17 protein-coding genes are annotated in these 23,209 nt (G+C 68.3%); 2 read left to right on the top strand and 15 right to left on the bottom strand.

The window, feature by feature from the left end; all coding sequences use genetic code 11:
- Positions 1 to 29: 29 nt before the first annotated feature.
- The 13 genes from VFE28_14550 to gcvT all read right to left on the bottom strand — a co-directional run bounded on the left by VFE28_14550 (position 30) and on the right by gcvT (position 17,006).
- Complete coding sequence (locus tag VFE28_14550) at positions 30 to 458, bottom strand: biopolymer transporter ExbD (GenBank protein HZM17219.1); 429 nt, start codon at positions 456 to 458, stop codon at positions 30 to 32.
- Between the two features lie 6 nt (positions 459 to 464).
- Positions 465 to 890, bottom strand: coding sequence for a biopolymer transporter ExbD (locus tag VFE28_14545; protein ID HZM17218.1), 426 nt, complete (start codon positions 888 to 890; stop codon positions 465 to 467).
- A gap of 51 nt (positions 891 to 941) precedes the next feature.
- Positions 942 to 1,778, bottom strand: coding sequence for a MotA/TolQ/ExbB proton channel family protein (locus tag VFE28_14540; protein ID HZM17217.1), 837 nt, complete (start codon positions 1,776 to 1,778; stop codon positions 942 to 944).
- Between the two features lie 284 nt (positions 1,779 to 2,062).
- Positions 2,063 to 3,766, bottom strand: coding sequence for a GWxTD domain-containing protein (locus VFE28_14535; GenBank protein HZM17216.1), 1,704 nt, complete (start codon positions 3,764 to 3,766; stop codon positions 2,063 to 2,065).
- Positions 3,767 to 3,864: 98 nt separating this feature from the next.
- Complete coding sequence (locus VFE28_14530) at positions 3,865 to 4,800, bottom strand: PorV/PorQ family protein (GenBank protein HZM17215.1); 936 nt, start codon at positions 4,798 to 4,800, stop codon at positions 3,865 to 3,867.
- Between the two features lie 56 nt (positions 4,801 to 4,856).
- Positions 4,857 to 7,529 (bottom strand): hypothetical protein, encoded by a 2,673-nt coding sequence (locus VFE28_14525; GenBank protein HZM17214.1) that lies wholly within the window; start codon positions 7,527 to 7,529, stop codon positions 4,857 to 4,859.
- A gap of 47 nt (positions 7,530 to 7,576) precedes the next feature.
- Positions 7,577 to 10,573 (bottom strand): TonB-dependent receptor, encoded by a 2,997-nt coding sequence (locus VFE28_14520; GenBank protein ID HZM17213.1) that lies wholly within the window; start codon positions 10,571 to 10,573, stop codon positions 7,577 to 7,579.
- Positions 10,574 to 10,961: 388 nt separating this feature from the next.
- Complete coding sequence (locus tag VFE28_14515; GenBank protein ID HZM17212.1) at positions 10,962 to 11,969, bottom strand: ABC transporter ATP-binding protein; 1,008 nt, start codon at positions 11,967 to 11,969, stop codon at positions 10,962 to 10,964.
- Positions 11,966 to 12,811 (bottom strand): ABC transporter permease, encoded by an 846-nt coding sequence (locus VFE28_14510; protein ID HZM17211.1) that lies wholly within the window; start codon positions 12,809 to 12,811, stop codon positions 11,966 to 11,968. The genes VFE28_14515 and VFE28_14510 overlap by 4 nt, the downstream gene beginning before the upstream one ends.
- Positions 12,812 to 12,813: 2 nt before the next feature.
- Positions 12,814 to 13,785: an ABC transporter permease gene (locus tag VFE28_14505; protein ID HZM17210.1), complete on the bottom strand. Its 972-nt coding sequence runs from the start codon at positions 13,783 to 13,785 to the stop codon at positions 12,814 to 12,816.
- Between the two features lie 59 nt (positions 13,786 to 13,844).
- Positions 13,845 to 15,353: an ABC transporter substrate-binding protein gene (locus tag VFE28_14500; protein HZM17209.1), complete on the bottom strand. Its 1,509-nt coding sequence runs from the start codon at positions 15,351 to 15,353 to the stop codon at positions 13,845 to 13,847.
- Positions 15,354 to 15,454: 101 nt separating this feature from the next.
- A complete protein-coding gene (gene gcvH / locus VFE28_14495) occupies positions 15,455 to 15,847 on the bottom strand; it encodes a glycine cleavage system protein GcvH (protein ID HZM17208.1) in 393 nt (130 codons plus the stop codon).
- A 43-nt stretch (positions 15,848 to 15,890) separates the two neighbouring features.
- Positions 15,891 to 17,006, bottom strand: a complete 1,116-nt coding sequence (gene gcvT / locus VFE28_14490) for a glycine cleavage system aminomethyltransferase GcvT (GenBank protein HZM17207.1) — start codon at positions 17,004 to 17,006, stop codon at positions 15,891 to 15,893.
- A gap of 623 nt (positions 17,007 to 17,629) precedes the next feature.
- Here gcvT and VFE28_14485 point away from each other — a divergent pair.
- Positions 17,630 to 18,952, top strand: a complete 1,323-nt coding sequence (locus VFE28_14485) for an ATP-grasp domain-containing protein (GenBank protein HZM17206.1) — start codon at positions 17,630 to 17,632, stop codon at positions 18,950 to 18,952.
- A 16-nt stretch (positions 18,953 to 18,968) separates the two neighbouring features.
- Positions 18,969 to 19,562, top strand: coding sequence for an iron-sulfur cluster assembly accessory protein (locus tag VFE28_14480; protein HZM17205.1), 594 nt, complete (start codon positions 18,969 to 18,971; stop codon positions 19,560 to 19,562).
- Positions 19,563 to 19,580: 18 nt separating this feature from the next.
- Here VFE28_14480 and egtB read toward each other — a convergent pair whose 3' ends face one another.
- Entirely contained in the window at positions 19,581 to 20,897 is a 1,317-nt protein-coding gene (gene egtB / locus VFE28_14475; protein ID HZM17204.1) for an ergothioneine biosynthesis protein EgtB, read from the bottom strand.
- Positions 20,898 to 20,911: 14 nt separating this feature from the next.
- Positions 20,912 to 22,999: a hypothetical protein gene (locus VFE28_14470; protein HZM17203.1), complete on the bottom strand. Its 2,088-nt coding sequence runs from the start codon at positions 22,997 to 22,999 to the stop codon at positions 20,912 to 20,914.
- Positions 23,000 to 23,209: the final 210 nt, after the last annotated feature.

Here is a 23,209-nt window from a genome sequence, read left to right as displayed (position 1 = left end):
TGCTCCCAAGGGGTTACAGGGCATGCCCCTCAGGAGCCCGGTCCGCGGGGGCGCGCCGTGAACGACACCCGCACCGCCTCGGCCTTCTTCATCTCATCCAGGACCCGCTGCACATACCGGTAGTGCGTGCGCCGGTCGCTGTTGAGCGCGACGATGAGATTCGGACTCTCCCGCAGTTTGCGCCCCAGGATCGGGGCGATCTCTGCCACGGCCACGTAAAGGTCGTTGATCATGACACGCCCGTCGGCGTCGATCCAGATGTGCGCGATCTGCTCGCGGGGCTGGCGCATGGTGTTCGTGGCCCAGGGCAGGTCCAGGTGCAGGCCCTGCTCGGGGCGGATGAGCGCCGAGGTGAGGTAGAAAATGAGGAGCAGGAAGGCGATGTCGGCCAAGGATTCGGTGGGAATGCGCGCCAGCGGTTTGTGCCTGGCGTGGAAGCGGCCCGGTGCGCGTCGCATCGCCGCTCACTTCCCCGGCGTGGTGGCGAGGGCAACGCGGCGGCAGCCAGCGAAACGCACCTGATCCAGCACCGCCACCCAGAGCTCGTAGGCGGCGTCGGGATGGGTCTCGAGGATGACGACGAGCTCGGCCTTGCCTTGCGCCTGCCGTTGCCGCTGCCTTTCCACCAGCAGCGGTCCGATCTGCTCCACCCGCACCGGGCGGCGTTCCGCCAGCACGGAGCCGTCGGCGCGGACTTCGAGGCGGAAGACCTCGCTCTGCTGCACGGCGAGGCGCGGGCTCTTCTGCGCGCTCGGCAGCACCACGGGCAAACCGTGTTCGACGCCGAACACCGTGGCGGCGATGAAGAAAATCATCAAGAGGAAGGCGATGTCCGGGAGCGACGCTTGCGGGATCTCCTCCGTCGCGAGTCGCCGCCTGCGTCGCCTCATCGGCCTCCCCGGCGGCCCGGTGCGGCCGCGGCGGCCGCGCCCGGCCGTGGCTCAGGAGCGCAGTTCGTCGATGGTGTTGACCAGCTCGCTGGAGCTTTCCTCCATCTCGATGACGAAGCGGTCGATCTGCTGGAGGAAGAAGTTGTGACAGAGGCTGGCAGGAATGGCGACGATGAGCCCGGCTTCGGTGGTGATGAGGGCCTCGGAGATCCCGCTCGCCACCAACTTGGCGCTCACCTGATCGGCGGCGGCAATGGCGTCGAAGGCGTGGATCATGCCGGACACCGTACCGAGGAAGCCGAGCAACGGCGCGATGGTGGACACCGTGGCGAGCCAGACGAGACCCCGTTCGAGGAAGGAGAGCTCCACCGCCCCGGCGGTCTCGATGGCTTTTTCTACCGCCTCGGAGCCGCGGTTGGCGTGCTTCAGCCCGGAGAAGACGATGGCGGCGATGGGGCCGCGGGTCTGCTCGCAGACACGCTCGGCGGCGGGGACGCCGTCGCGCCGCACCGCGTTCAAGACATCGGACATGAAATTCCGCGTGTTGGTGCGGGCGCGCAGCAAGGTGATGCTGCGCTCGATGATGAAGGTGACGGCGACGACGGAGCAAAAAAGGATGGGCCACATGAAGAGGCCGCCGCGATTGAACCAGTCGAGGACGAGCCAGACGCCGGAGCGCTCCACCGGCGGCGGCGTGGCGACCGCTGGCGCCGGCGGGGTCGTGGGAGGCACCACGGCGCTGGCGGTGGTATCCACCGGTTGGGGCAGCGCGGTTTCCTCGCTCATGGGACGGTCCTGTTGCGACAGGACGGGACGGACCGCCAGGACGCCGGCGGCGAGAATGAACGCGAGCACACTGAGCAGAACGAGAGGTCGATTCTTCTTCATGATCGGCTGGCACTCCGGGCGCGCGGCGCCACGGCGGCGTCCCCTTTCCGGCTGCACGGTGTTCCCTCTTCGCCGCTCGCGAGGCGGTCCTCGACTCCGTCCGGATTCCCGCGGATCTCGATAAACCCTTGGGGATATCGCAATTAGCGGTGAAGCGCGGGAAATATAGCGGCTCCCCCCAGCGCTGTCAACCACCCCAGGAGAGCCGGGCGAAGGCAGAAAACGTTGCCGCTGGCGCCCTCGCCTCGTGCACAGCCGAGCCTCTAGCGTGCAGAAGCAGGCCTTTAGTAGGTGGAGTGCAGTCCCGGGATGTCCAGGGTCACCGAGGATTTGCGCAGCAGGAACTGGCCGAATCCCTGGGTGTCCATGAAGAGCAGACGGAAGCCTGCGTCGATGCCAACGACGTCGCGCGGCATGAGTGGCTGTCCGTGTCCGAGGTAGACCCAGAGCTCGTAGCTGATCAGCTCTCGCGCCGGACCGACGACCCGGCGCGCTTCGCTCTTGAGCTGCGCCTGCTCGGCGCTGCTGCGGAAGTCGCGGGACTGGGTCGGCGCCGGCACCCCCAGCACTTCCTCCGACGCCGGGGTGTAGGGATCGTCCACCTTCGCCACCAGGTCCTCGGCGCCCTCGCCGGCGAGATGGCTGGGCACCGCTTCGGCTTGCACCTCGTTGGGCGGGCCGAAGCGGATGTACACCTTGCCGCGATGGGTGCGGGCGCCGCGGACAGTCTCGGAGAACTGCGCGTCGGCGAAGGCGACGCGGCGCTGGAACTCCGCCTGCAGCTCGTTCAAGGCGGTGTCGGGGGTGGGATCGTGACGCTGCCAGAAGGCGTCGAGGTAGCGCTCCTTCTCCCCGAGCGGCAGGCTGTCGTAGGCCCGGAATTCCTCTTCGGTGAGGATCGTCTCGGCCTCGAACTCGAGGTCGCGGCGCGACTTCCGCCACGACGACAGGGACCAGGCGACATCGAAGCTGCGCCGCGTCGTCACTTGCGCCGCGGCGGTCTGGGCGCTGAGCGTGAGGACATATTGCCCGGCCGGCAAGGTTTGGATGCTGGCACCGAAGTGGAGCTCCTGGCGGCCGGCTTGCTGTACCAGGAGCGAGTCGCGCCAGTGCACGGCGCCGTCGCGATCGTGAGCCACGATGTCGATACGGGCCGGAGCGTCGGTCCACAAGACGCTGCGCACGTGCAGCGAGTCGTTGAGCAAGCCGTAGACCCGCGCCGCGTAGTGCTGCAGTTTCCCGTGTCCCGCCAGGAAGACCGGATCCGAGAGCGCCGGACGGGCGCCGAAATCCGGCACCTGCAAGAGCAAGCGGGCGGTGCCGGTGAGATGCCGCTTCCGCAGTTTGTCCAGGAGACCCTTCTTGAGCCGCGAGAGGTTTTCCACCTGCACCTCGAGGACGTGCTCACCCGGGGCGAGATCGAGGTAGATCTCCGCCAGCTGGTAATCCGTAGCGCGCAGCTGTTGCAGCGCCGGCGCCTCGAGCCGCGAGATCGCCTCGGCCCGTGCCTGCGGGGTGATGCCGCCGAAGTCTTCGAGGAGCTCGTGCACGGCGCGGTCGGAGCGCTCTGCTTCCTGGCGCGGCGCCTCCGGGTCGGAGGCCGGAGCCGGCGACTTCGACTGCAGCGCCGCGAGAGCGCCGCCGGCTTCGTAGGCCAGGGCCAGGAGGTGGAGCTCGGCGCTGTTCTCGCCGGTCTGCTCCAGGAATTCGCGCAAGGGGAATTGCAGCAGCAGCCGGGTCCGCACCAAGCCGTTGTCGGCCGGCGCCATGGCAGCGGCATCGACATAGAACTCGAAATCGCCGCCACCCACGGCGGGGTGCAGCGCCGACGCCAGCACCGCCTCCGGCGCCGGGGTCGTCGGGTCCGCGGCGGTCGCAGGCTCGGCTGCAGCGGCGGGCGCCGGCGCCACCCAGGCGCGCACCGCGACCGTTCCGGCTGCCGCCACCAGGGCGAGGAGGAAACCGGCACGGGCCCGCTCCGGTGGCATACACCGCCCCTCTCTGCGCCTGGCCGGCGAGGGTGGAAACAAAGGACCCGCCCGGATGGTCAGGCGGGTCCCGAAACGAGTCCGTGCCGCGGCGCGCCTCAGTAACGGAACCCGAGGGAAACGCGGTGCACACTGCCCAGCGCCGCCATGTCCACGAACGAGTAGTCGACGTCGACGCTGGTGGACTGGCTGGTCTGCAGCGCGATGCCAGCGCCGGCGGCAAAGCTCTCGGCGTCGAAGTTCACGTTGTAGCCCGAGCGCAGGAACAAGAACTTGTTGTACGAGTACTCGATGCCGAAGTTCTCGTGCTCCTGGTTGTCCGACGGATGGGAGAACTCGCCGACGCCGATGATGGCGTGCGGGCCCGCCCGGTAAGCGTCCACTGACAGACCGACCTTGAAGACCGTGGGGAGCTTCGAAGGGCGATTATCGAAGTCCACCTCGGAGCCGATGCTCTGCACCATCATCCCCAGCTTCATGCCGCGGATCCCGATGCGGTACTGCAGACCGAAATCCCCCACCACCTGGTTCACCGAGCGGTCGGCGAGACCCATGTGCACCCAGGAGACGGTGACTCCGGCGGAGAACTTGTCGGTGAAGTAGCGGGCGTAGGAGAGCCCGAACGACATGTCGCCGGAGTCGAACATCTCGCCGGTGCCGTCTTGACGGAAGACGGTGCGCACCACCTGGGGATCCATGGTCAGACCGCGGGCATGGAGCGACACCTTGCCGCGGACGAAGGCCGGAGCGAAGGTGTAGTTCGCATAGTCCAGGTTGATGTCCGCCGGCCATTCGGAATGGTGCAGGGCGATCACCGTGCCCTGCACGTCCACCAGTCCGGCGGGGTTCCAAAAGGCAGCCGAGGCGTCGTCGGCCACCGCCGTGAAGGCGCTGCCCATGCCGGTGGCACGGGCGCTGACGCCGATCTTCAGGAACTGGGCTGCATAGGTGCCGACCTTCTCGAAGACATCCGAAGCCGCCGCGGCCTGCGGCAACACGGCTCCGACGAGGGCCAGCGCCAGGACTCGTTTCACCTTCGACCTCCAGACCGGGTGGCCACCACCTGCCACCGACTGAACCGTTGCCAGCCCTATCGGATCACCACGAACTTGCCGACGAAACGGTCGAAGCCGTCGGCTTCCACGGAGAAGAGATAAACGCCGCTGGTCACTTCCTGCCCGTTGCGCGACAGGAGGTCCCAGGCCAGCGACCCGTCCCCTGCCGAGCCATCGAAAGGCAACTCGATCACCATGTCGCCCGCCAGGGTGTAGACGGTGACCGTACCCCGCTTGGCCGGCAGGTGATGGAACTCGACCTTGAGCCCGGTGGGATCGTCGTTGTTGGGCTGCAGTTGCCAGTCGGAGAGCGACTTCGCCGTGGCCGGGTTGGGCACGACGTAGATCTCGTCGCTGGCCTGATCGAACTGCGCCGATTCCAGGGCGTTGGTCGGCGGATTGATGTAGACGAAGCTCGAGTTCGGATCCCCCGCCAGACCGGGCCCGACCACCTCGTACACCCCGTCCCCGTTGGTGTCGTCCAGCTTGTGGTCCGTGGCGGTGACGCTATAGAAGTAGTGGGCTCCGCTGTGCGGCGGCGGCGCCACCTCCTGGCACATGCCTTCGGTATTGCAGCGCGTCAGCACCTGGGCGCTGCCGGTCACCACCGGGGGGCACTTGCCGTCGGCGGGACAGGCGATGGTGACGCAGTCGTTGGGGTTCGAGGCGTTGTTGATGCACCCCGTGGTCTTGAAGGGCGGATCGGAGTAGCGGTAGTACCGCGTGCCCTTGGCGAGCGCCTTCGCCGTGTCCCGCTGGTCCGGTGAAAACCCGGGCAGGTCCGGCGCATCGAGGAAGGGATGGGCCGCGAACCACTCGCGGTAGAACTCCACCGCCGCGTCCGGGATGTTCGGCGCGTAGCGGATGTTGTCGAGGCCGGTGTTGGAACCGACGATGTTCCGCGGCAGATCGTACTCCGCCAGCAGCATCCACAGGCTCGACCCGGGGCCGGTGTTGACGTCCGTGCCCAGCGGGCGCGTCCAGTTGTCGGCGCGCCAGATGCGGAAGGACTCGAAGTCCAGGACGTTGAGCCGTAGATCCGGGGTCGTTTCGCTGAAGTTGTCCCAGAGCACGTCGGTGCGGTTCTCGCTCCCCACCAGGCGCATGCGCGGCGGCGGCGGCGCCGTGCTCACCAGCCAGTGGATGAGGCACTCCCGGCCGTCCACCCCGGTGGGCAAGTTCGTCTGCCGTTCGAGCTCGCAGTCGCCGTTGATCCACTCGCAGCCTTCCGCCGGGACGGTGACGTAGCACCTCTCGTCCGACGGCGGCGCGAAGTCGCAGAGACTGTCGCAGGGATTGATGCGGAACGGCGGGTGGCCCAGGAGAGCCGGCCCACACACCGGGGTCTCGCGGCCGAGCATGCCGGTGCTCGGGTCCTCGTCGCAGTCGAGGTAGACACCGTCGTAGGTGAGCTGCGCCTGCTTGGCGTTCTCGATCATGCCGTCGAAGAAGCGGCCGATCACCAGCGCCGCCTGGAAGCCCAGGGTCTCGCCCGGCCCCACCTCGGCGAAAGGCCCGGCGGAGACGAGCATGCGGTAGTCGTCCTTCTTCTTGGCGATCTGTTCGGGCCTGAGGCCGGTGACCGCGTCGGCCGGCGGCAGCGACTTCGGCGCCGTGCCGTCGAGGACGCGGTAGCGTTCGTCGTCGTTGTTCGGGTCGCCGCCCTGCTCGAAGCCCGCCGAGCCGGAGAAGAAGCGGAAGTTGCGCAGGCTGATGGTGGCGCCCGCGGCCTCGGCGCTCGGATCCTGGGCGCCGAGGAACATGATGCCCACGTAGCCCTCCGACACGCCCTCGTCGCCGTCGTCGTCGAACATGTAGCCAATGGAGATCTTGACGTTTTTCGTCGCCAGACCCAGGCGGGCGCTCTCGATGCCCTCCCAGAAGCCGGCATAGTCGTCGTCCGAGACCTGCTCGCGGTTGCGCGGACCGATGTCGCAGTCGGCGAAGAAGCCGATGTAAACGTTGTAGATGGGCGTCTCGTTCGCGGTGTTGTTGATGAGCTTGTAGTCGAAGGCGATGAAATCGTCGATGAGCTTGTCTTCCCAGCACAACGACGACTGCTGCACCTTGAACTCCAGGGGCACGTGCTCCGGCCAGCGCTGCTTGATGTTGGGATCGATGTCGCTGTACTCGCAGAAGAACATCTGGTTGGAGATGCCGGCGAAGTCCTCGTCGATGCGCCCGTCGCCGTCGTTGTCCCGGCTGTCGAGCCAGTCCTCGTCGATCTTCTTGTCGCCGTCGTCGTCGGCGTTGGGGGCGGGCTTGCGCGCCCCGCCGGGGGCCAGCTCGCGGGTCTGGTAGATGTGGTCGAGCTCCGAGAGGCCGGGGCGGAACTCGATCTGGAAGGCGGCGGTGGTCACCGCCTTCTCGGCATTCTTCTCGGCCCCGATCCACAGACCGGCGATATAGAGGTACTCGGTTTCGCTGCCCGCGGGCCATTGCGCCGAGGGGGCGCTCTCGAAGGCGTTGCGCGAACCCGGGGCCGAACCGATGATGCCGAAGTTGGCGACGTGCACGAGCACGTTGCCGCAGTTGTGCACGTTCTTGCCGTCCAGCTCTATGATCCCCCGCATCCCCGGATAGCGGTTGGTGTCGAGGAGATCCGCGGGCAGTTCGAAGTTCCCGCGTGCGGAGGCGCGCGAGGCGACGCCGAGGAACAGGACGAGCGCCGCTGCGGCCTGGAACCCTTTGCGTGTGTCTAGCCTCATCGTTCTCGCCTTTCCGAAGTCGCCGCCGTCACGCGGCGCCGCATCTTCTAGAACTCGAAGCCCAGGCCGAGGCGGAAGTATCGGCGTTGTCCGAACACGGTGGGGTCGTTCACCGGGTAGAACTCGTCGCTGCCATCCTGGTCGGTGTCCTGCAGATAAGCGCCGCCGAACTGGCCGATCTCGGTGGCATAGGGCACGTAGGCCGAGGTGGCGTCCCGGAGCCCCGGTGTCACGCCGTTGCCCTGGAGGCTCACGACCACGCGGTCGTCGAGCAAGTTGCGCCCGTCGAGGAAGATGCGCAGGTTCTGCCCGTAGACGCGGAAGAACTTCTCGCCCCGGAAGTTGATGATGTTGGTGGCCGGGTAGCGCCGCGAGTTCTCCAGCGTCGGATCCTGCTTCTTCTCGAAGCGGAAGAACGGCGTCCACGGCAGGCCGCTGCCATAGGAGTAGACGAAGCTGGTGGACCAGTCGCCGGCCTTGGCCAGGGTGAGCGTCGTGTTCACCGTGTGGCGCTGGTCCCAGTCCAGGGGCAGCTCGCCGGTGGGGATGTAGGAGAACCCCGCCGCCTGGCGGCCGAAGTCCGGGTTGGAGGAGACGCCATCGGCGTAGGAGAAGGTGTAGGACACCTCGAGGGCGAAGTTGTTGGCGAAGGCGCGCCGCACCCCGAGCTCGACGCCGCGGCTGCTGGCGAAGGCCCGGTTCACATAGCGGAAGTTCTGCGTCCCGGTGGAGTCGTCAGTGATCTCGATGGACGACACCAGACCATAGTAATCCTTGTTGAACAGGGCGAACTGCGCCGAGACGTTGTTGGTGAACTGGTGGTGGATCCCCGCCTGGTAGGCGATAGAGGTCTCCGGCTCCAGGTTCGGGTTCCCCAGCGTTCCCAGCGCTTGGTTCACGTCCTGGGAGGCGAAGATGAAGTTCTTCTCCGGGAACTGGATGAAGCGCCCGTAGTGGAAGTTGAACACGTCCCGGTCGGTGATCGGGAAGGCGAGCCCGAGCCGGGGGCTCCACTGCGTCTGCCAGCGCTGCACGTCGCGGGGGATCTCGTCGCTGTGGATCTGGACGCCGATCCCCGAGCCGGGGGAGAAGAAGTCGAAGCGGACGCCGCCGTTCACCACCATGCCTTCGTACTCCCAGCGGTCCTGGACGTAGAAGGAGCCCTCGGGGTTGAAGTTGTGGAAGACATTCCGCCCCAGGCCCGGGGGGTCGAGATACTGCTGCTGCAGGGCCGGCGAGTTCAGCTGCGACTGATCCAGGTCGTTGTACTCCACCAGCAGGCCGCCCTTGAGCCGGTGCCCCCGCCAATGCTGCGAGGTGATGTCGCTGCGCATGAGATAGGTCACGGTGTTGCGCCGGCTGTAGAAGGGCCGATCGTAGGCGGTGACGAAGAAAGGCACCTTCGGGTCGGTGTAGAAGTCCACGTTCCCCAGACGCTGCGGGCCCCGGCCCGGCACCCAGATGAACTGGCGGGCGCTGGCGAAGTCCGCCGGCGCCTGACCGTTGACCGTGCTGGTGACGTCGAAGGCGAGGCGGGAGAGCTTGACCTCGTAGAAGGTCTTGGGCGACAGCGTGTGGGTCAACGTCCACTTGAGCTGCTGGCTGTTGTTCTCCGTCGTCGAGCTGTGCTCGGCGGAGTTGTAGTAGGCCTTGTTGGTGTCTCCCACCGCCCCTTCCAGATCCGGGACCCAGGTGCTGGAGGGATTCTGCCAGCCCTCGAACATGAGGAAGTCGATGACGGCGTAGTTGATCCTGCCCTGGGTGTCGAGGACGCGCACGGCACGGATGGTGGCGTTCTCTGCCGTCGGCACCAGACAGTAGACACAGTTCCCATCCTCCTCGATGGGCACGAAGCTGGCGGTCGCCGCGGTCTGGCGCCAGGGACCGTCGAACACCGTGACGTTGCCCGAGGGGAGGAAGTAGCCGCGCTTGAAACGATTCGGCCGCAGCGACTGGTAGGTGAGGACCTTCGCCGGGTAGCCCTCGGTGGTCCAGTTGTGGAAGTAGGGATCATTCTTGGACTGGGAGAGGGTCATCTCGCCGGACATCTTCACGCCCTTGGGCAGCTTCCAATCCAGGCGGCCCTGGGTGCGGAAGTCCGAATCCACCCGCTCCTTGAAGGTGATCCCCATCCACTCGTGCTCGGGGTACCTCTTGGTGCTCAAGAACTCCCCGTCCACGAAGGTCGCTTCGCCGGACACGTAGTAGGTCAGGTCCCGGAACGGTGTCGGCCCGCCGAAGCCGAGAGAGTAGCGGTCGTAGTTCTGGAAGGTCTTGTCGGCGCGGCCGTAGTCGTCGGTGGTGAAGCGGAAGTTGCCCTCGAAGTTGCGGCCCCCGGAACGGGTGGTGAAATTGAGGACCCCCGACGAGGCGTTGCCGTACTCGGCGTCCATGCCGCCCGTGATCAGCTCCTGCTGCGCCACCGAGAGCAGGCCCAGGTCGACGCTGCCGCCGGAGAGCGGGTCGTCCACCGGGACGCCGTCGATCCGTACGGACAACTCGCCGGAGCGGCCGCCGCGCACGTGCAGCTCGCCGCCCTGGACGACGACGCCGGTGTTGAGCGCCGCCCCCTCCGCCCACTCGTCGACGGGGAGCGAGAGGATCTCTTTGTCCGTGGTCACATGGGAGGTGTCGGAGGCCTTGACGTCCACCTTGTGGGCTTCGCTGGTGACGGTGATCGTCTGCACCACACCGGCCACGCCCTTCTTCAGGTGGAAGTCGATCAGCGTGGCCTTGTTGGCATCCACCCGCACGTCGCTCATCGTCATCGGATCGTAGCCGACGAAGCTGGCCTTCACCTGATAGGTGCCGACGGGGACGAGATTGATGGTGAATTGCCCGCCGTTGCGCGCCATGGCACCCATGGTGGTGCCGAGGATGATGATGTTGCTGAAATCGAGAGGCTTGTTGGTCTCGCGGTCGACGATGGTGCCCTTGATGGAACCCACCGCGGCCTGCTGCGCCTGCGCCGGCAGACTTGCGAGCACCACCGCACCAAGGACAGACGCACACCGCAGCGCCACGGTGCGGAGCAGTCTGGCCATCACTCGCTCACTCCCCTCTCGTGACTCCGGCAGATGCATCGATTCCTGCGGGCCGCGGGGGAAAAAGCGACTTGCTCACCATGCCGTGCGAGAGGCTCGACTGCGACCCCAGCGCCGAGCCGCCTTCACTTGCTTTCAGAAACAAAGAAAGAGAGTCGATGAAGACCTCCGGGCTCGGTCTGCCGGTGGGGGTCGGCGATCGAACTCTCTTAGCCTCAGCCACGAAGGCATTGGGCCTATCGGAAATGCCGGGAGCCTCGCGTGGGCCCCAGCAATATAGGTCCCCCCTCGGGTGGTGTCAATCGCTTGGTGCCGATGCAGGTTACGAGAGTCCAGGCAGGACGGCTTCCGGACCCAGCGAAGATCTCCGCCGAGCGGCGGTCGGGTTTCATCCAACCGCTCCGGGCAAGTCGACGAAACAGCGGCTCCAGTGCTCCGGACCGAGCCACCGGGGTTCCGGATCCTGTTGCAGGCAGCGTTCCACCCGGAACGGGCAGCGCGCCTGGAAGGGACAGTGGGAGGGCAGGTTGCGGGGATCGGGCGCCACACCTGGGATGGGCTCGAGCCGTCGTGGCGCAAGCAGGAGCCCCGGCCGGGCCCGGAGGAGCGCCCGTGTATAAGGATGTGCCGGTGCCGCGAACACCTTCGAGGTGGGCCCGGTCTCGACGATCCGCCCGGCATACATCACCGCCACGCGTGCCGCCGTCTCCGCTACCACCGCCAGGTCATGAGTGATGTGCAGAACCGCCAGGTCGTGCGCCGCCTGGAGCTCCGCCAGGAGGGCGAGGATCTGGGCCTGGATGGTGCGATCCAGGCCGCTCGTGGCCTCGTCGGCGATGAGAAGCTGGGGTTGGCAAGAAAGCGCCAGGGCGACGGCGACGCGACGACACATCCCACCCGAGAGCTCATGGGGATACTGGCGCGCCACACGCTCCGGATCCGGGAGGTGGACGGAACGGAGGAGCTCGAGAGTCTGGGCTCGGGAAGCCGCCCGACCCATCCTCAGGTGTTCCCGCAGCAACTCGCCGATCTGGTCGCCGCAGGTCCGCACCGGGTTGAGCGTGCTTTGCGGTTCCTGGAAGACCATGGCGATGCCGCGACCGCGTACCTGCCGTAAGGCCTCCCGGTCGAGCCGGCGCAAGTCCTGGCCGTCGAAGCGGACCTCCCCGGAGACGATGCGACCTGGCTCGGGCACCAGGCCGAGGATGGAGAGCGCCGTCATCGTCTTGCCGCTCCCCGACTCCCCGACGAGACCCAAGACCTCACCCCGCCCGAGACGCAGGTTCACCCCGGCGAGAACCTGGGAGGTCCCGGCTTCGGTCTCGAAGCAGGTGCGCAGGTCCTCGACCGAGAGGAGCGGTTCGGGCTCTGCTCGCAGAGGACGGGCGGCGCTCATGGGCTCGTGCTCCGCTCCGGCCCCACCGGCAGGCGCGGGTCGAGGAGATCGCGCAAACCGTCACCGACCAGATTGTGGGCGAGAACGGTGAGCGTGATCAGGAGCCCCGGGAAGGTGGCGAGCCACCAGGCGCTCCGCCATTCGCCGCGGGCTTCGTTCAGCATCGCCCCCCAGCTCGCCCCCGGCACCTGCACACCGAGGCCCAGGAAGGAGAGCGCGCTTTCCGCCAGGATGGTGTTCCCCACCATCAAGGTGGCGGCGACGAGAAGCGGGGCGGTGCAGTGCGGCAGCACGTGGCGAAGGAGAAGGCGCGGCGTCGGCACTCCGAGGGCGCGCCCGGCGGTGACGAAGTCCTGCTCACGCAAGGAGAGCACCTGGGTGCGGACGAGTCGCGCCGTGGACATCCAGCCGGTGAGGCCGAGAACCAAGGTCAACAACCAGATCGACGGCCCCCAGAGCGCGATGGCGAGGAGCGCCAGGAACAGACGCGGGAAGGCCAGCAACAGATCGACGCCGCGCATCAGCGCCGTGTCCATAGCGCCACCGGCGAAACCCGCCACCAGACCCACGGCGGTGCCGATGGAGACCGCCACCAGGACGGCCAGCATGGCGACGCCGAGAGAAAGGCGGGCGCCGAAGAGGAGGCGGGAAAACACGTCGCGTCCGATCGCGTCGGTGCCGAGCCAGTGCTCGCTGCCGGGAGGAACGAGCCCCATCCGGGTGAAGCCGGCGGGATCGTAAGGAGCGAGCCAGGGGGCGAGGAGCGCCAGGAGCCACAGCAGGCCGACGACGACGGCGCCAGCCACGGCGGCACGATGGGCGGTGAAGCGGCGGAACGACATGCTCAACTTTCCATCCGGATGCGCGGGTCGAGCCAGGAGGCGAGCAGATCGGCGAGGAGGGAGCCGGCCACCGCGGTGACGCCGGCGAGAAAGGTCGTCGCCATGATCACCGGGTAGTCGCGCTGGCCGATGGCATCCACGGTCAACCGCCCGAGCCCGGGCCAGGAGAACAGGCTCTCGATCACCACGGTGCCGCCCACGAGGGCCGGGATGGACAAACCCACCAGCGTGACCACCGGGAGGAGCGCGTTGCGCAGCGCGTGGTGCAGGACGATGGTGCGTTCGCGCAAGCCCCGGGCGCGGGCGGCGCGGACGTAGTCCTGGCTCAGGACCTCGATCATGCCGGCGCGGGCGAAGCGGAAGATCGAGGCGGCGCCGCCGACGCCGAGAACGAAGACCGGCAGCAATAGATGGAGGAGCGAGTCCGCGACGCGTGCCGCCCAGGAAAGGCTGGCGGCGTCGAGGCGATGCGCTTGCCCCGAGGGCAACCATTGCAGCTGCCAGGAGAAGAGGAGCAGCAGCATCAAGCCGAGCCAGAAGGAGGGGATGGAATACACGAGCAACGCCCCCAGGCCGAGACCGAGATCGGTGCGCCGGCCCCGGCGCAGCGCTGCCACCACCCCCAGGGTGACGCCGAGAAGCAAACGCACGGCGAGGGCCGCCGCCGCGAGGCGCAAGGTGTACGGCAGGGCTTCGAGCACGATGTCGCGCACGGCGCGGCGCTGGCCGATGCTGACGCCGAAGTCGAAATCGAAAAGGAAGGAACGCAGCCAGCGGCCGTACTGCACCGGGAGCGGCTGGTCCAGACCGAACTGGCGCTCCAGGTGCGCCAGCGTCGCGGCGTCGACCTCGCCGACGGCGTAGCGCTGCAGGGGATCGCCCGGGGCCAGGTGGCTGACGAAGAAAACCAGGGTCAGGAGCCCGAGGATCAGGAAGACGGAAACGAGGAGCCGGCGGGCGACGAACGCGAGCATACGCCCACTATGCGAGGCTCCAGGCGGCGTCGCAAGTGCGGAAGGCGCCCGCCAACTCCTCAGGGCTCAGGAGAGCGCTGGGCGCGCGGAACCCACCACTCCGGCAGGTTCCAGAAGGTGGAGAGCACGGTGGGGCGGACCCCTTGCACCCGGGCCGCGAAGACGGTGAAGCGCGGCTCCTGGAAGAGGAAGAGATAGGGCTGCTGGGCGTAGACGCGCCGCTGCAACGCCGCCAGCAACTCCTCTTCGCTCGGTCCTGGTTGCTCCAAGCGCAAGCGGACGAGAAGGCTGTCCACGCCGGGGTCGTTGAAGCCGCCGTAGTTGAAACGGTCGGTGGCTTCGGAGTGCCAGACGTCCTCCAGAGGCTGGCCGCGGCGCGGGAACCATTGGCCCAGGTAAGCTTCGAAGGCGCCGCGCTGCAAGCGGGCGTAGAACTCTTCCACCACCAAGACGCGCACGCTCACCTCGATCTCGAGATCCCGGAGCGCGCGAGCCACGGCGGCGGCGCTCTGCTCGCGCAGCGCGTCGTTTTCCGGGACGAGAAGGTTGAAGGCGAGCCTAGCGCCGCCGCGGTCGCGGATGCCGTCCCGGTCGTGGTCCTGCCACCCCGCGGCGTCGAGGAGGGCGCGCGCCTGCTTCAGGTCGTGCGGCAGGACGCTCGACGTATCCGGAAGGCCGAGCACCGGCACCAGCGGCCCTCGCGCCACATCACCTTGACCCAAGGTGAGATCCCGGCACAACCGCTCGACGTCCACCGCCATGGCGGCGGCGCGGCGCACCGTGAGGTCGCCGAAGCGCGCGTCGCGCAGGTTCCAGCCCACATAGAGATAGGAAGCGCCGACGAAGGCGAGGAGCCGCGCCTCGCGCACGCCGCGCAGCGCCTCCGCTTGCGCCGCCGGCAAGGCATCGACGACGTCGACGGCGCCGTCACGGAACTGCTGCACGGCGATTTCCGGCTCGAGGGAGCGCACGATGACGCGGTCGAGCCGCGGTGGCGGCCAGCCCGAATCCTCGCGGCGCTCGAGGACCAGAGTATCGGTGCTGCTCTCGACGACGCGGAAGGGGCCGCAGGAAAGGGGCTTGCGGCTCACCGGCCATTCATAGAGATGGCGCGGGTCGGGATCGGGCCCGAGGACGTGGGCCGGGAGCGGCGCGATCAGAGCGTCCCGGAAGCGCTCGCGGGAAAACTCCAGCAGGTCGAAGTAGAGCGTCGAGTCGTCCAGCGCCACCACGTCGCGAACGAGACCGTAGCGCGAACGTTCGTGACCCGGCGCTCCGGGATGCAGCATGACGTGAACGGTGAGGGCGAAGTCGGCGGCGGTCACCGGCACGCCGTCCTCCCAGAAAGCGGGGCGCAGGCGAAAGAGGAGACCCGGCTGCAGCGGGCGCGGCGCCCGCGCCATGAGCCACTGGATGTCTCCCTGCTCCGTGACCCGGCCGAGCGGCGGCGTCACGTGCACCATGAATTCCTCGGTGGCCGGGCGCACGGCGCGCACCGGGGTCAAGAAATCGAAGGGTTCCAGGATGGCGATCGCCAAGCTGCCGCCCGGCTCCGGCGTCACCGGCACAGGGGCCGCCTTGTGTTCGCAACCGGGGGCGAGCAGGGCGGCAGCGAGCAAGAGCAGGAGAAGAACCGGGGCTTCGCGGCGGTGCGTCGTCGAGAGCGGAATCAGTCCGCCTGGCCGATCTGCTCGTTGTACTGCTCCGCGGTGAGCAGGCGTTCGAGCTCGCGTGGATCGTCGAGGCGCACCTTCACGAGCCAGCCGTCGTCGTAGGGGCTTTCGTTGATCAGCGTGGGCAGGTCCACGAGCTGCTTGTTGACCGCCACGACCTCGCCGGAGACGGGGGAATAGAGGTCGCTCACGGTCTTCACCGCTTCGATGGTACCGAAGGATTCCATCTGCACCAGCTTGTCCCCTTCTTCGGGCAGCTCGACGAAGACGATGTCTCCGAGCTCGGACTGGGCGAAGTCGCTGATGCCGATGGTGGCGGTGCCGTCCTCCTCGAGACTCACCCACTCGTGTTCCTGCGTGTACCTGAGCTGCCGGGGGATGTACGGCATGTCCTTCTTTCCTCCTGGATTCGCGAGCCCCGGTCCACGGACCTCACGCCTGCGCGCTCGGAGCGTGGAACGGTAGCGCCACGCGGCGCGCCCCCACCTCGCGGCCGCGCACGACCACGGCGAGCGGCGCCTCGGCGGCGTCGCTCTGCACCAGCGCCAGTGCCAGACTACGGCCGAGGCTGGGTGCGAAGGTGCCGCTGGTCACCTTCCCCACCTCTCGACCCTGGCCGCGGACTGCGAAGCCGGCGCGGGCGATGACTCGATCGGCCAGCTCGAGGCCGAGAAGCCGTCGCGGCACGCCCTGCTCTTTTTGACGTACGAGCGCCTCCCGGCCGATGAAGTCCGGCTTCTTCAGCTTCACCGTCCAGCCGAGCCCGGCTTCCAGAGGCGAAGTGTCCTCCTCCAGCTCGTGCCCGTAGAGGCAGTACGCCACCTCGAAGCGCAAAGTGTCCCGGGCTCCGAGCCCCGCCGGCCCCAGGCCCAGCTCGCCACCCTGGGCCAGGAGATCCTCCCAGAGAGCCGGGGCGCGGGAGGCCTGCACGTAGATCTCGTAGCCCCTTTCGCCGGTATAGCCGGTGCGCGACACCGCCAGCACCTCTCCCGCTCCAGCGAGGAAACGATAGTAGGGCAGCGTCGCCGCACGCTCACCCAGGTCGCCGAGGAGGCGCGAGCGGCGCAGGATATCCGGGCTGCGCGGGCCTTGCAAGGCGAGGAGAGCCACCTCGTCGCTGCGGTCCTGGAGCTCCGTCTGTGGCTGCAGGTGCTCCCGGGACCAGGCGAGGATCTTCGCCGTGTTGGCGGCGTTGACCACCATCATGAAACGGTTGCCATCCATGCGGTAGACGAGGACATCGTCGCGCACGCCGCCACGAGGATTGCAGAGCGGCGTGTAGAGCACCTGGCCATCGACGAGCGCGGCGACGTCGTTGGTCGCCAGCCGGTCGAGCGTGGTCAGGGCGCCGGGACCGCTGAAGAAGAGCTCGCCCATGTGGCTGACGTCGAAGAGCCCGGCGGCGCGGCGCACGCGCTCGTGCTCCTTGATCAGGCCGTCGTACTGGATGGGCATCGACCAGCCGGCGAACTCCACCATGCGGGCGCCGCACTGCCGGTGCTGCGCCTCGAGCGGCGTCGATCGCGGCTCTGTCTTGGCGGCGGAGATGGTGCGCTCCCGTCGTCCGGCGCGCCCACGCGCGCCTCGCGGAGCGGATGATAGCGGCTCGATGCAGGGGGCGGAAGCCCTGCGGGTGCGACGGCGCGCTGTTTCCGGCGACATCCTGTCATGCCTCCGGCGTTCTCGCCGTGCCGCGCGGATCATTCTGTCGCAGGCGGCCCGCGGCGGCTCGTGGCGCTCCACGCCTCCACCGCAGGTCGCCCGCCGTAATCCGAGTACATATACGGACTTCGATGCGACACCCAGATGTCGCTGCGGGCCAGCGTGGCGTTGGCATCCCGCTGGCTTTCCGCCGCCGCAGTGTCGCCATCGACGTGAAGCGCCTTTGCTGCAGCGGCGACGGATCGCCCGGCAGAGAGCGACGACGACGACGCGCGGGCGCGATACCGCGTTCGATCCGGCAACACCGGCGGCGGCGACGGCCACCGACGGTCCGATGGGGACGGTGCTCCGGCGGAGGCACCGTCCCCTCCCCTCCCCTCGCGCGACCGCCCGGCATTCTCATGCCGGTGGCAGCGAACGAACGGGCAAGCGTGCGGTGTCGGGCTCGCCACGGACACGGGGCGGGACGAGGCGACCCGGCCCGCCGCACGCATCCAGCCGATGCTAGAATGCGAGCGCACGACGCCAAGCCGCCGGGAGCGCTCGTGGATCGACTCCTCCTCCTGATGACGACCACGACCTACAAGGCGGAGGCCTTTCTCGCCGCCGCCCGTACTTTGGCTGTCGAAGTCGTCGTCGGCAGCGACCGGCCCCAGGCACTCGCTTCCCTGCATCCCCAAGGTCACCTGGCGCTCCCCTTCGCGGACCTCGAAACGGCAGTGCGCCAGGTGCTGACCTTCGCCGCGTCGACACCGCTCACGGCGATCGTCGCCGCGGACGACGAGGGCGTGGTCCTGGCAGCGCACCTGGCCCAGTCTCTCGGCCTCGCTCACAACAGCGTGGACGCGGTACGGACGGCGCGCGACAAGTTGTCCACTCGTCGAGCGCTGCAGGCGGCGGGTCTGCTGGTGCCGGGCTTCCGCGCTGTGCCGCGCGACTCCGATCCCGAGCGCCTCGCCGCTCGAGTCGACTACCCCTGCGTCGTCAAGCCCCTCGCCCTCTCCGGCAGCCGTGGCGTCATCCGCGCCAACGGGGCGGCGGAGTTCGTCGCCGCCTTTTCCCGTCTCGCCGCTATCCTCTCCGGCCCGGATCTGCGCGACGCCGAGCACACCCAGCAGATTCTGGTGGAGGACTACATTCCCGGCCTGGAGATGGCGCTCGAAGGTCTGCTGCAAGACGGCGAGCTCCGGACACTCGCCCTCTTCGACAAGCCCGACCCCCTGGAGGGTCCGTTCTTCCAGGAGACGATCTACGTCACGCCGTCCCGCCAGCCGCGGGCGTTGCAGTCCGAGGTGGTGGACACGGTGCGCGCTGCCGCGCGGGCGCTCGGTCTCCGCACCGGGCCGCTGCACGCCGAAGTGCGTTGCAACGCCGCGGGGACCACTCTCTTGGAAGCGGCGCCGCGTTCCATCGGCGGCCTCTGCGCCCGGGCGCTCCGCTTCGGCGCCGGGGAGGTGTCCCTGGAAGAGCTGGTCTTGCGCCAGGCCCTGGGCCGCGACACCGCTGCCCTCGAGCGCGAGCCGCGCGCCGCTGGAGTGATGATGATTCCCATCCCCCGGGCTGGTATCCTGAGGCGGGTCGGTGGCGTGGAGGCGGCTCGGGAGGTGGAGCACGTGGAGGACGTGCGCCTTACCGTCGCCAGCGGACAGCCGGTGCTGCCACCCCCGGAAGGCGGGCGCTACCTCGGCTTTCTCTTCGCCCGCGCCGCGACGCCCGAAGCAGTGGAGGCAGCGCTGCGCCGCAGTCACGCGCGCCTGGTGCTGGAGATCGAAGACGCCGCGGCGCCGCCGCACGGCTCGACGGCAACCCCGTCACGGAGGGAAGGGCGATGAGCACGAGGAGAGGGCGATGATCACGATCACCGAGGCGGCGAGCAAACAGCTGAGCGAGATCCTGGAGTCTCAGGAAGGCAAGGATCACTGCCTGCGTCTGGCGATCAGCGGGCGCGGCGCCCAGGGTTTCGAGTACGAGCTCACCCTCTTGCGCCTGGACGAGAAGTCCGCCACCGACGTGGTGGTGTCGAGCGGCGCTCTCACCGTCCTCGTGGACGGACCGAGCCAGGAAGACCTGAAGGGCGCCACCCTCGACTTCGTCCTGCAGGCCGGCGGGCAAGGCTTCAAGATCGACAATCCCAATCCGCTGTGGCGCGATCCCGTGGCGCTCAAGGTGCAGCGCGTCATCGACACAGAGATCAATCCTGGAGTCGCCACCCACGGCGGCTACGTGGCACTCCTCGACGTGCGGGACGGCAAGGCCTACATCCGCCTCGGCGGCGGCTGCCAGGGCTGCGGCATGGTGAGCGTGACGCTGAAGCAGGGGATCGAGAAGTCCATCGTCGGCGCCGTGCCCGAGATCGCCGAAGTCCTGGACACGACGGATCACGCGGCGGGACAGAATCCGTTCTACCAGCCGGCGAAGAGCGGCCACTCGCCCTTCGACTGAGCGCCGTCGCGCCGTGCTTCAGGCGTCCTGCGCCAGGCGCAGCCCCTGGAAGTTCCAGCGCTGGTGGGGATAGAAGAAGTTGCGGTAGGTGGCGCGGATGTGCGACCGCGGCGTGGCGCACGAGCCCCCGCGCAACACCACCTGTCCGCTCATGAACTTGCCGTTGTACTCGCCGAGCGCTCCGCGCTGCGCGTGATAGCCCGGATAGGGCGCGTAATCGCTGCGCGTCAGCTCCCAGACATCGCCGAAAATTTGGCGCAAACCTTGGGTGGATCCACGTCCCGACGCGGTCGCCAAGGCGGGCGCGTGGGCGGGCCGGGGTTGCAGAGCGCCGGATTCGACGAAGTTGCCTTCCCGGGGCGATGACTGCGCCGCGAGCTCCCACTCGAACTCGCTGGGCAAGCGCGCCTGGCGCCAGCGGGCGAAGGCATCGGCTTCGTAGTAGCTCACGTGCACCACGGGCTCGTCCAGCCGCAGCGGTCGCGGCCCGCTCAGGGTGAATTCGAACCAAGCGCCGTCGCGCTCCTGCCAGTAGAGCGGCGCCCGCCAATCGCCGTTCGCCACCGTGGCCCAGCCGTCGGCGAGCCAGAGCTCGGGGCGCTCGTAGCCGCCCGCGGCGATGAATTCCAGGTATTCGCCGTTGCTGACGCAACGATCGGCGAGGGCGAAGGGCGCGAGGAACACTCGGTGCCGCGGCGACTCGTTGTCGAAAGCGAAGCCCGGGCCGGCGTGGCCGAACTCGAGCAGGCCACCGGCGAAGGGGTGCCAGCGGAGCGGCGCCACGGGCTGAGTGGCGCCGGTCGGGGCGGCGCGGTACACCGGTTGGAGCGGATTGGTGGCGAAGATGTGCTTGATGTCCACGAGCAGGAGCTCCTGGTGCTGCTGCTCGTGATGCAACCCCAGGATGAGGCGGCGGCAGAGCTCGTTCTCGTGCTCCGCGGGCAGTCGCAGCAACAGATCGTGGATGCGGGCGTCCACGTGCCGGCGGTAATCCAGCACCTCCCGCACCGTGGGGCGTGACAGCAAGCCGCGCTCGGCGCGCGGATGACGGGCACCGACGGCCTCATAGTACGAATTGAACAAGGTGCGATAGAGCGGGTGCACTGGCCGATAGTCGGGGACGAACTGGGCGAGCACGAAGGTCTCGAAGAACCAGGTCGTGTGCGCCAGGTGCCACTTCGGCGGGCTCACATCGGCCATCGTCTGCACCACGTGATCCTCGACGGCGAGGGGAGCACACAGCGCCACGGTGGCGGCGCGAACAGCGGCATATTCCGGCTGTAGGGCCGCGGCGCTGGCGGCGGCCGTGGTGGTGGTGGTGCTGCGCGTGCTCATGCTGCCGCTCCGTTTCAGCGCGCCCCGGCGCCCTGGGGCTGGAGCGCCGCCACCGCGGCTGCCGCCGCCTGCAGGAGCGGCTCCGCTTGCAGCGGCGCGCCCACGGCGCCCCGCATCCACAGATCCGGGGTCACCCGGCCCTGCTTGCACACTCTTTCGAACTCCGCCGCCAAGTCGGCGCCCTGGAAATGTTGTTCCAGCTGGAAGGCGATGAGGTGTCCCAGGGGGTAGTTCGCCAGATAGAGCGGATAGGCGAGCATGTGCGAGTAGATGCCGAGGAGCACCGAAGGCTGGCCGTGCATCAGGGGCCCGAAAGTGCGCTCCCAAACCTCGCCGGCGAGGCGCACGGTGGCGCCGCGCAGCTCCGCCGGCGTCGCCGACCGGTGTGCGTACATCCACTCCCATACCGCCACGTCGAGCAAGGCCACGGCGCCGATCTCGCAGGCGCCCCAGTACGCTTCCAGCGCGCGCAGGTGGTGGTTGTCGTCGCTCTTCTGCGCCATCCCCAAGAGCTCCAGGTCCCGCTCCTGGAAGACGAAAGCGAGGGCCTCGGTGAACGCATTTCCCGGCACGCCCTGCAGCAGGGTGTGATCGATGCCGTTGAGCGAGAACACTTGCTCGACGTTGTGGCCGAGCTCGTGCACCGCGATGTTGTAGCCCTTGTAGTCCATGCCGTCGGCGCCGACCCGAGTGCGCAGGTGCGCACTGTCGTCGCGGCGTCCGGCGCCGAGAGCATGACCGGCGCCGCGGGACGGGTCGACGACGATGTGCGTGGCCAGCATCCCCGCCGTCTCGGCGCTGAAGCCGAGGTCACGGAGGAGCCGCGGGATGTCGGCGCCGAACGCCGCCGAGGTGGGGTAACGCTTGCGGGTCTTGGCGTCCAGATCGGCTTCGGCGTATTGCACCCTCGGTTTGAAGCCGGCGTACCAGAGGTCGAAGGGCTCGAGGGGGCGGCCGAGACGCGTCTCGATCAGGTGCGCCACGTCGCCGGCCACGGGGCTTTGGAAGAGCGCCTCGAACATGGCGCGCACGGTGGCGAGCGGGATCTCCCGTTCCACGTCGAAGCTGCGCGCGATGGCCGTGGGCGCCTGGGGCACGTAGGGGTCCACCTGGCGCATGGCCTGGAAGATGTCGAGGAGCAGGCGGTAACGTGTGTCGGGCTCGCGGGCCCCATCGGGGTTCGTGCCCGCGCCCGCCGGCGGCTCGCCGTCCTGCACCGGGGAGACGCTCACCTTCCCGGTGACCGGCGTCCAGTCGAAACGCGGGTTGTTGATCACCGCCTGCGGGATCTCCTGGCGCACGATGGCTTCCATCACCTGGGCGATGAGACGCTGCTTCTCGATTCCCTGCGCCTCGCCGTAGTGCGCCTTCAGCTCGTCACGCAGACCCCAGTGGCTGATGAGGCGGAGCCCGGTGGGAAAGAGTCGCTGGCCGTCCGCGGTCAGCCAGTGATGCAGGTACAAGTTGTAGTCGGAGATGTAGGCATCGGCCCGGGCCACCGAGGCGCTCAGTGCCTGCTGCGCCGCCGCCGGCACCCGTTGCTCGAAGCGCCCGAGCAAGCGGGCCTCGGCCCAGCGCCGCCGCGACCACTGCGGCCCAGCGGTGAGACGTTCCTCGAGGCTGCTGCCCGGGAAGTTGAGGAGCGCCACGAAGGCGACTTTGGCGCCGAAGAGATCCTCGCTCACGTGCGCCGAAGCATCGTAGGCGCCGAGCAAACGATCCACCGGACGGATCGGACCGGCCTCGACATCCATGTGGTGCTTGAGCTCCCGCCCCATGGAGACGAAATGCCCGTCGATCATCTCCATCGCCCGCTCCAGGGAGGCGAAGGTGTCGTCCAGCGCCGCAGGCTCGGCCTGGAACTGCTCGACGGCGAAGTCGACGAAGGCGTTCACGTCGCCGTCTTCGGCGCGCCACAGCCGCGCCGCCTGCTGCACGCCGCTCTCGATGCGTTGCTGCTGCGCCGGCCCGTGCAGCTCCACCAGCCGCGCCACGGCACGCTTCGTCGCCTCGGCGCGGGGGAAGGTGGCGGCGCCGGCCGTCGCAGAAGGAAGGAGCCAAGGCACGACGAGAAGGCAGACGGCGGCGCGCAACGGACGCATGGGACCTCCTGGGAACCGACGGGAAACGCCGGACCAGTCTAGCCCATCGCGTCATTCGGCGCACTAAGGCGGCGTGCGTTTCCCCGGCGAGGCAGAGCGGGAAACGACGCGGACAACGATTGTGTCCGCGCTTCGGTTCTTTCTACAATGAATGCAGTACGTCACGGCTCGCGCCGCGGCGCCCTGCTCTCACCTCTCCCCGTGGATCGC

Source organism: Candidatus Krumholzibacteriia bacterium, from assembly GCA_035649275.1.
Classification (GTDB): Bacteria; Krumholzibacteriota; Krumholzibacteriia.
The sequence above is the reverse complement of the archived record's forward strand: the minus strand, read 5'-3'. Positions and strand labels throughout refer to the sequence as shown.

Excerpts from the sequence above, each read along its gene's own strand:
- VFE28_14550 (HZM17219.1), bottom strand. The coding sequence starts at position 458 with ATGCGACGCGCACCGGGCCGCTTCCACGCCAGGCACAAACCGCTGGCG.
- VFE28_14545 (HZM17218.1), bottom strand. The coding sequence starts at position 890 with ATGAGGCGACGCAGGCGGCGACTCGCGACGGAGGAGATCCCGCAAGCG.
- VFE28_14540 (HZM17217.1), bottom strand. The coding sequence starts at position 1,778 with ATGAAGAAGAATCGACCTCTCGTTCTGCTCAGTGTGCTCGCGTTCATT.
- VFE28_14535 (HZM17216.1), bottom strand. The coding sequence starts at position 3,766 with ATGCCACCGGAGCGGGCCCGTGCCGGTTTCCTCCTCGCCCTGGTGGCG.
- VFE28_14525 (HZM17214.1), bottom strand. The coding sequence starts at position 7,529 with ATGAGGCTAGACACACGCAAAGGGTTCCAGGCCGCAGCGGCGCTCGTC.
- VFE28_14520 (HZM17213.1), bottom strand. The coding sequence starts at position 10,573 with ATGGCCAGACTGCTCCGCACCGTGGCGCTGCGGTGTGCGTCTGTCCTT.
- VFE28_14515 (HZM17212.1), bottom strand. The coding sequence starts at position 11,969 with ATGAGCGCCGCCCGTCCTCTGCGAGCAGAGCCCGAACCGCTCCTCTCG.
- VFE28_14510 (HZM17211.1), bottom strand. The coding sequence starts at position 12,811 with ATGTCGTTCCGCCGCTTCACCGCCCATCGTGCCGCCGTGGCTGGCGCC.
- VFE28_14505 (HZM17210.1), bottom strand. The coding sequence starts at position 13,785 with ATGCTCGCGTTCGTCGCCCGCCGGCTCCTCGTTTCCGTCTTCCTGATC.
- gcvH (HZM17208.1), bottom strand. The coding sequence starts at position 15,847 with ATGCCGTACATCCCCCGGCAGCTCAGGTACACGCAGGAACACGAGTGG.
- VFE28_14485 (HZM17206.1), top strand. The coding sequence starts at position 17,630 with ATGCGAGCGCACGACGCCAAGCCGCCGGGAGCGCTCGTGGATCGACTC.
- VFE28_14480 (HZM17205.1), top strand. The coding sequence starts at position 18,969 with ATGATCACGATCACCGAGGCGGCGAGCAAACAGCTGAGCGAGATCCTG.
- egtB (HZM17204.1), bottom strand. The coding sequence starts at position 20,897 with ATGAGCACGCGCAGCACCACCACCACCACGGCCGCCGCCAGCGCCGCG.
- VFE28_14470 (HZM17203.1), bottom strand. The coding sequence starts at position 22,999 with ATGCGTCCGTTGCGCGCCGCCGTCTGCCTTCTCGTCGTGCCTTGGCTC.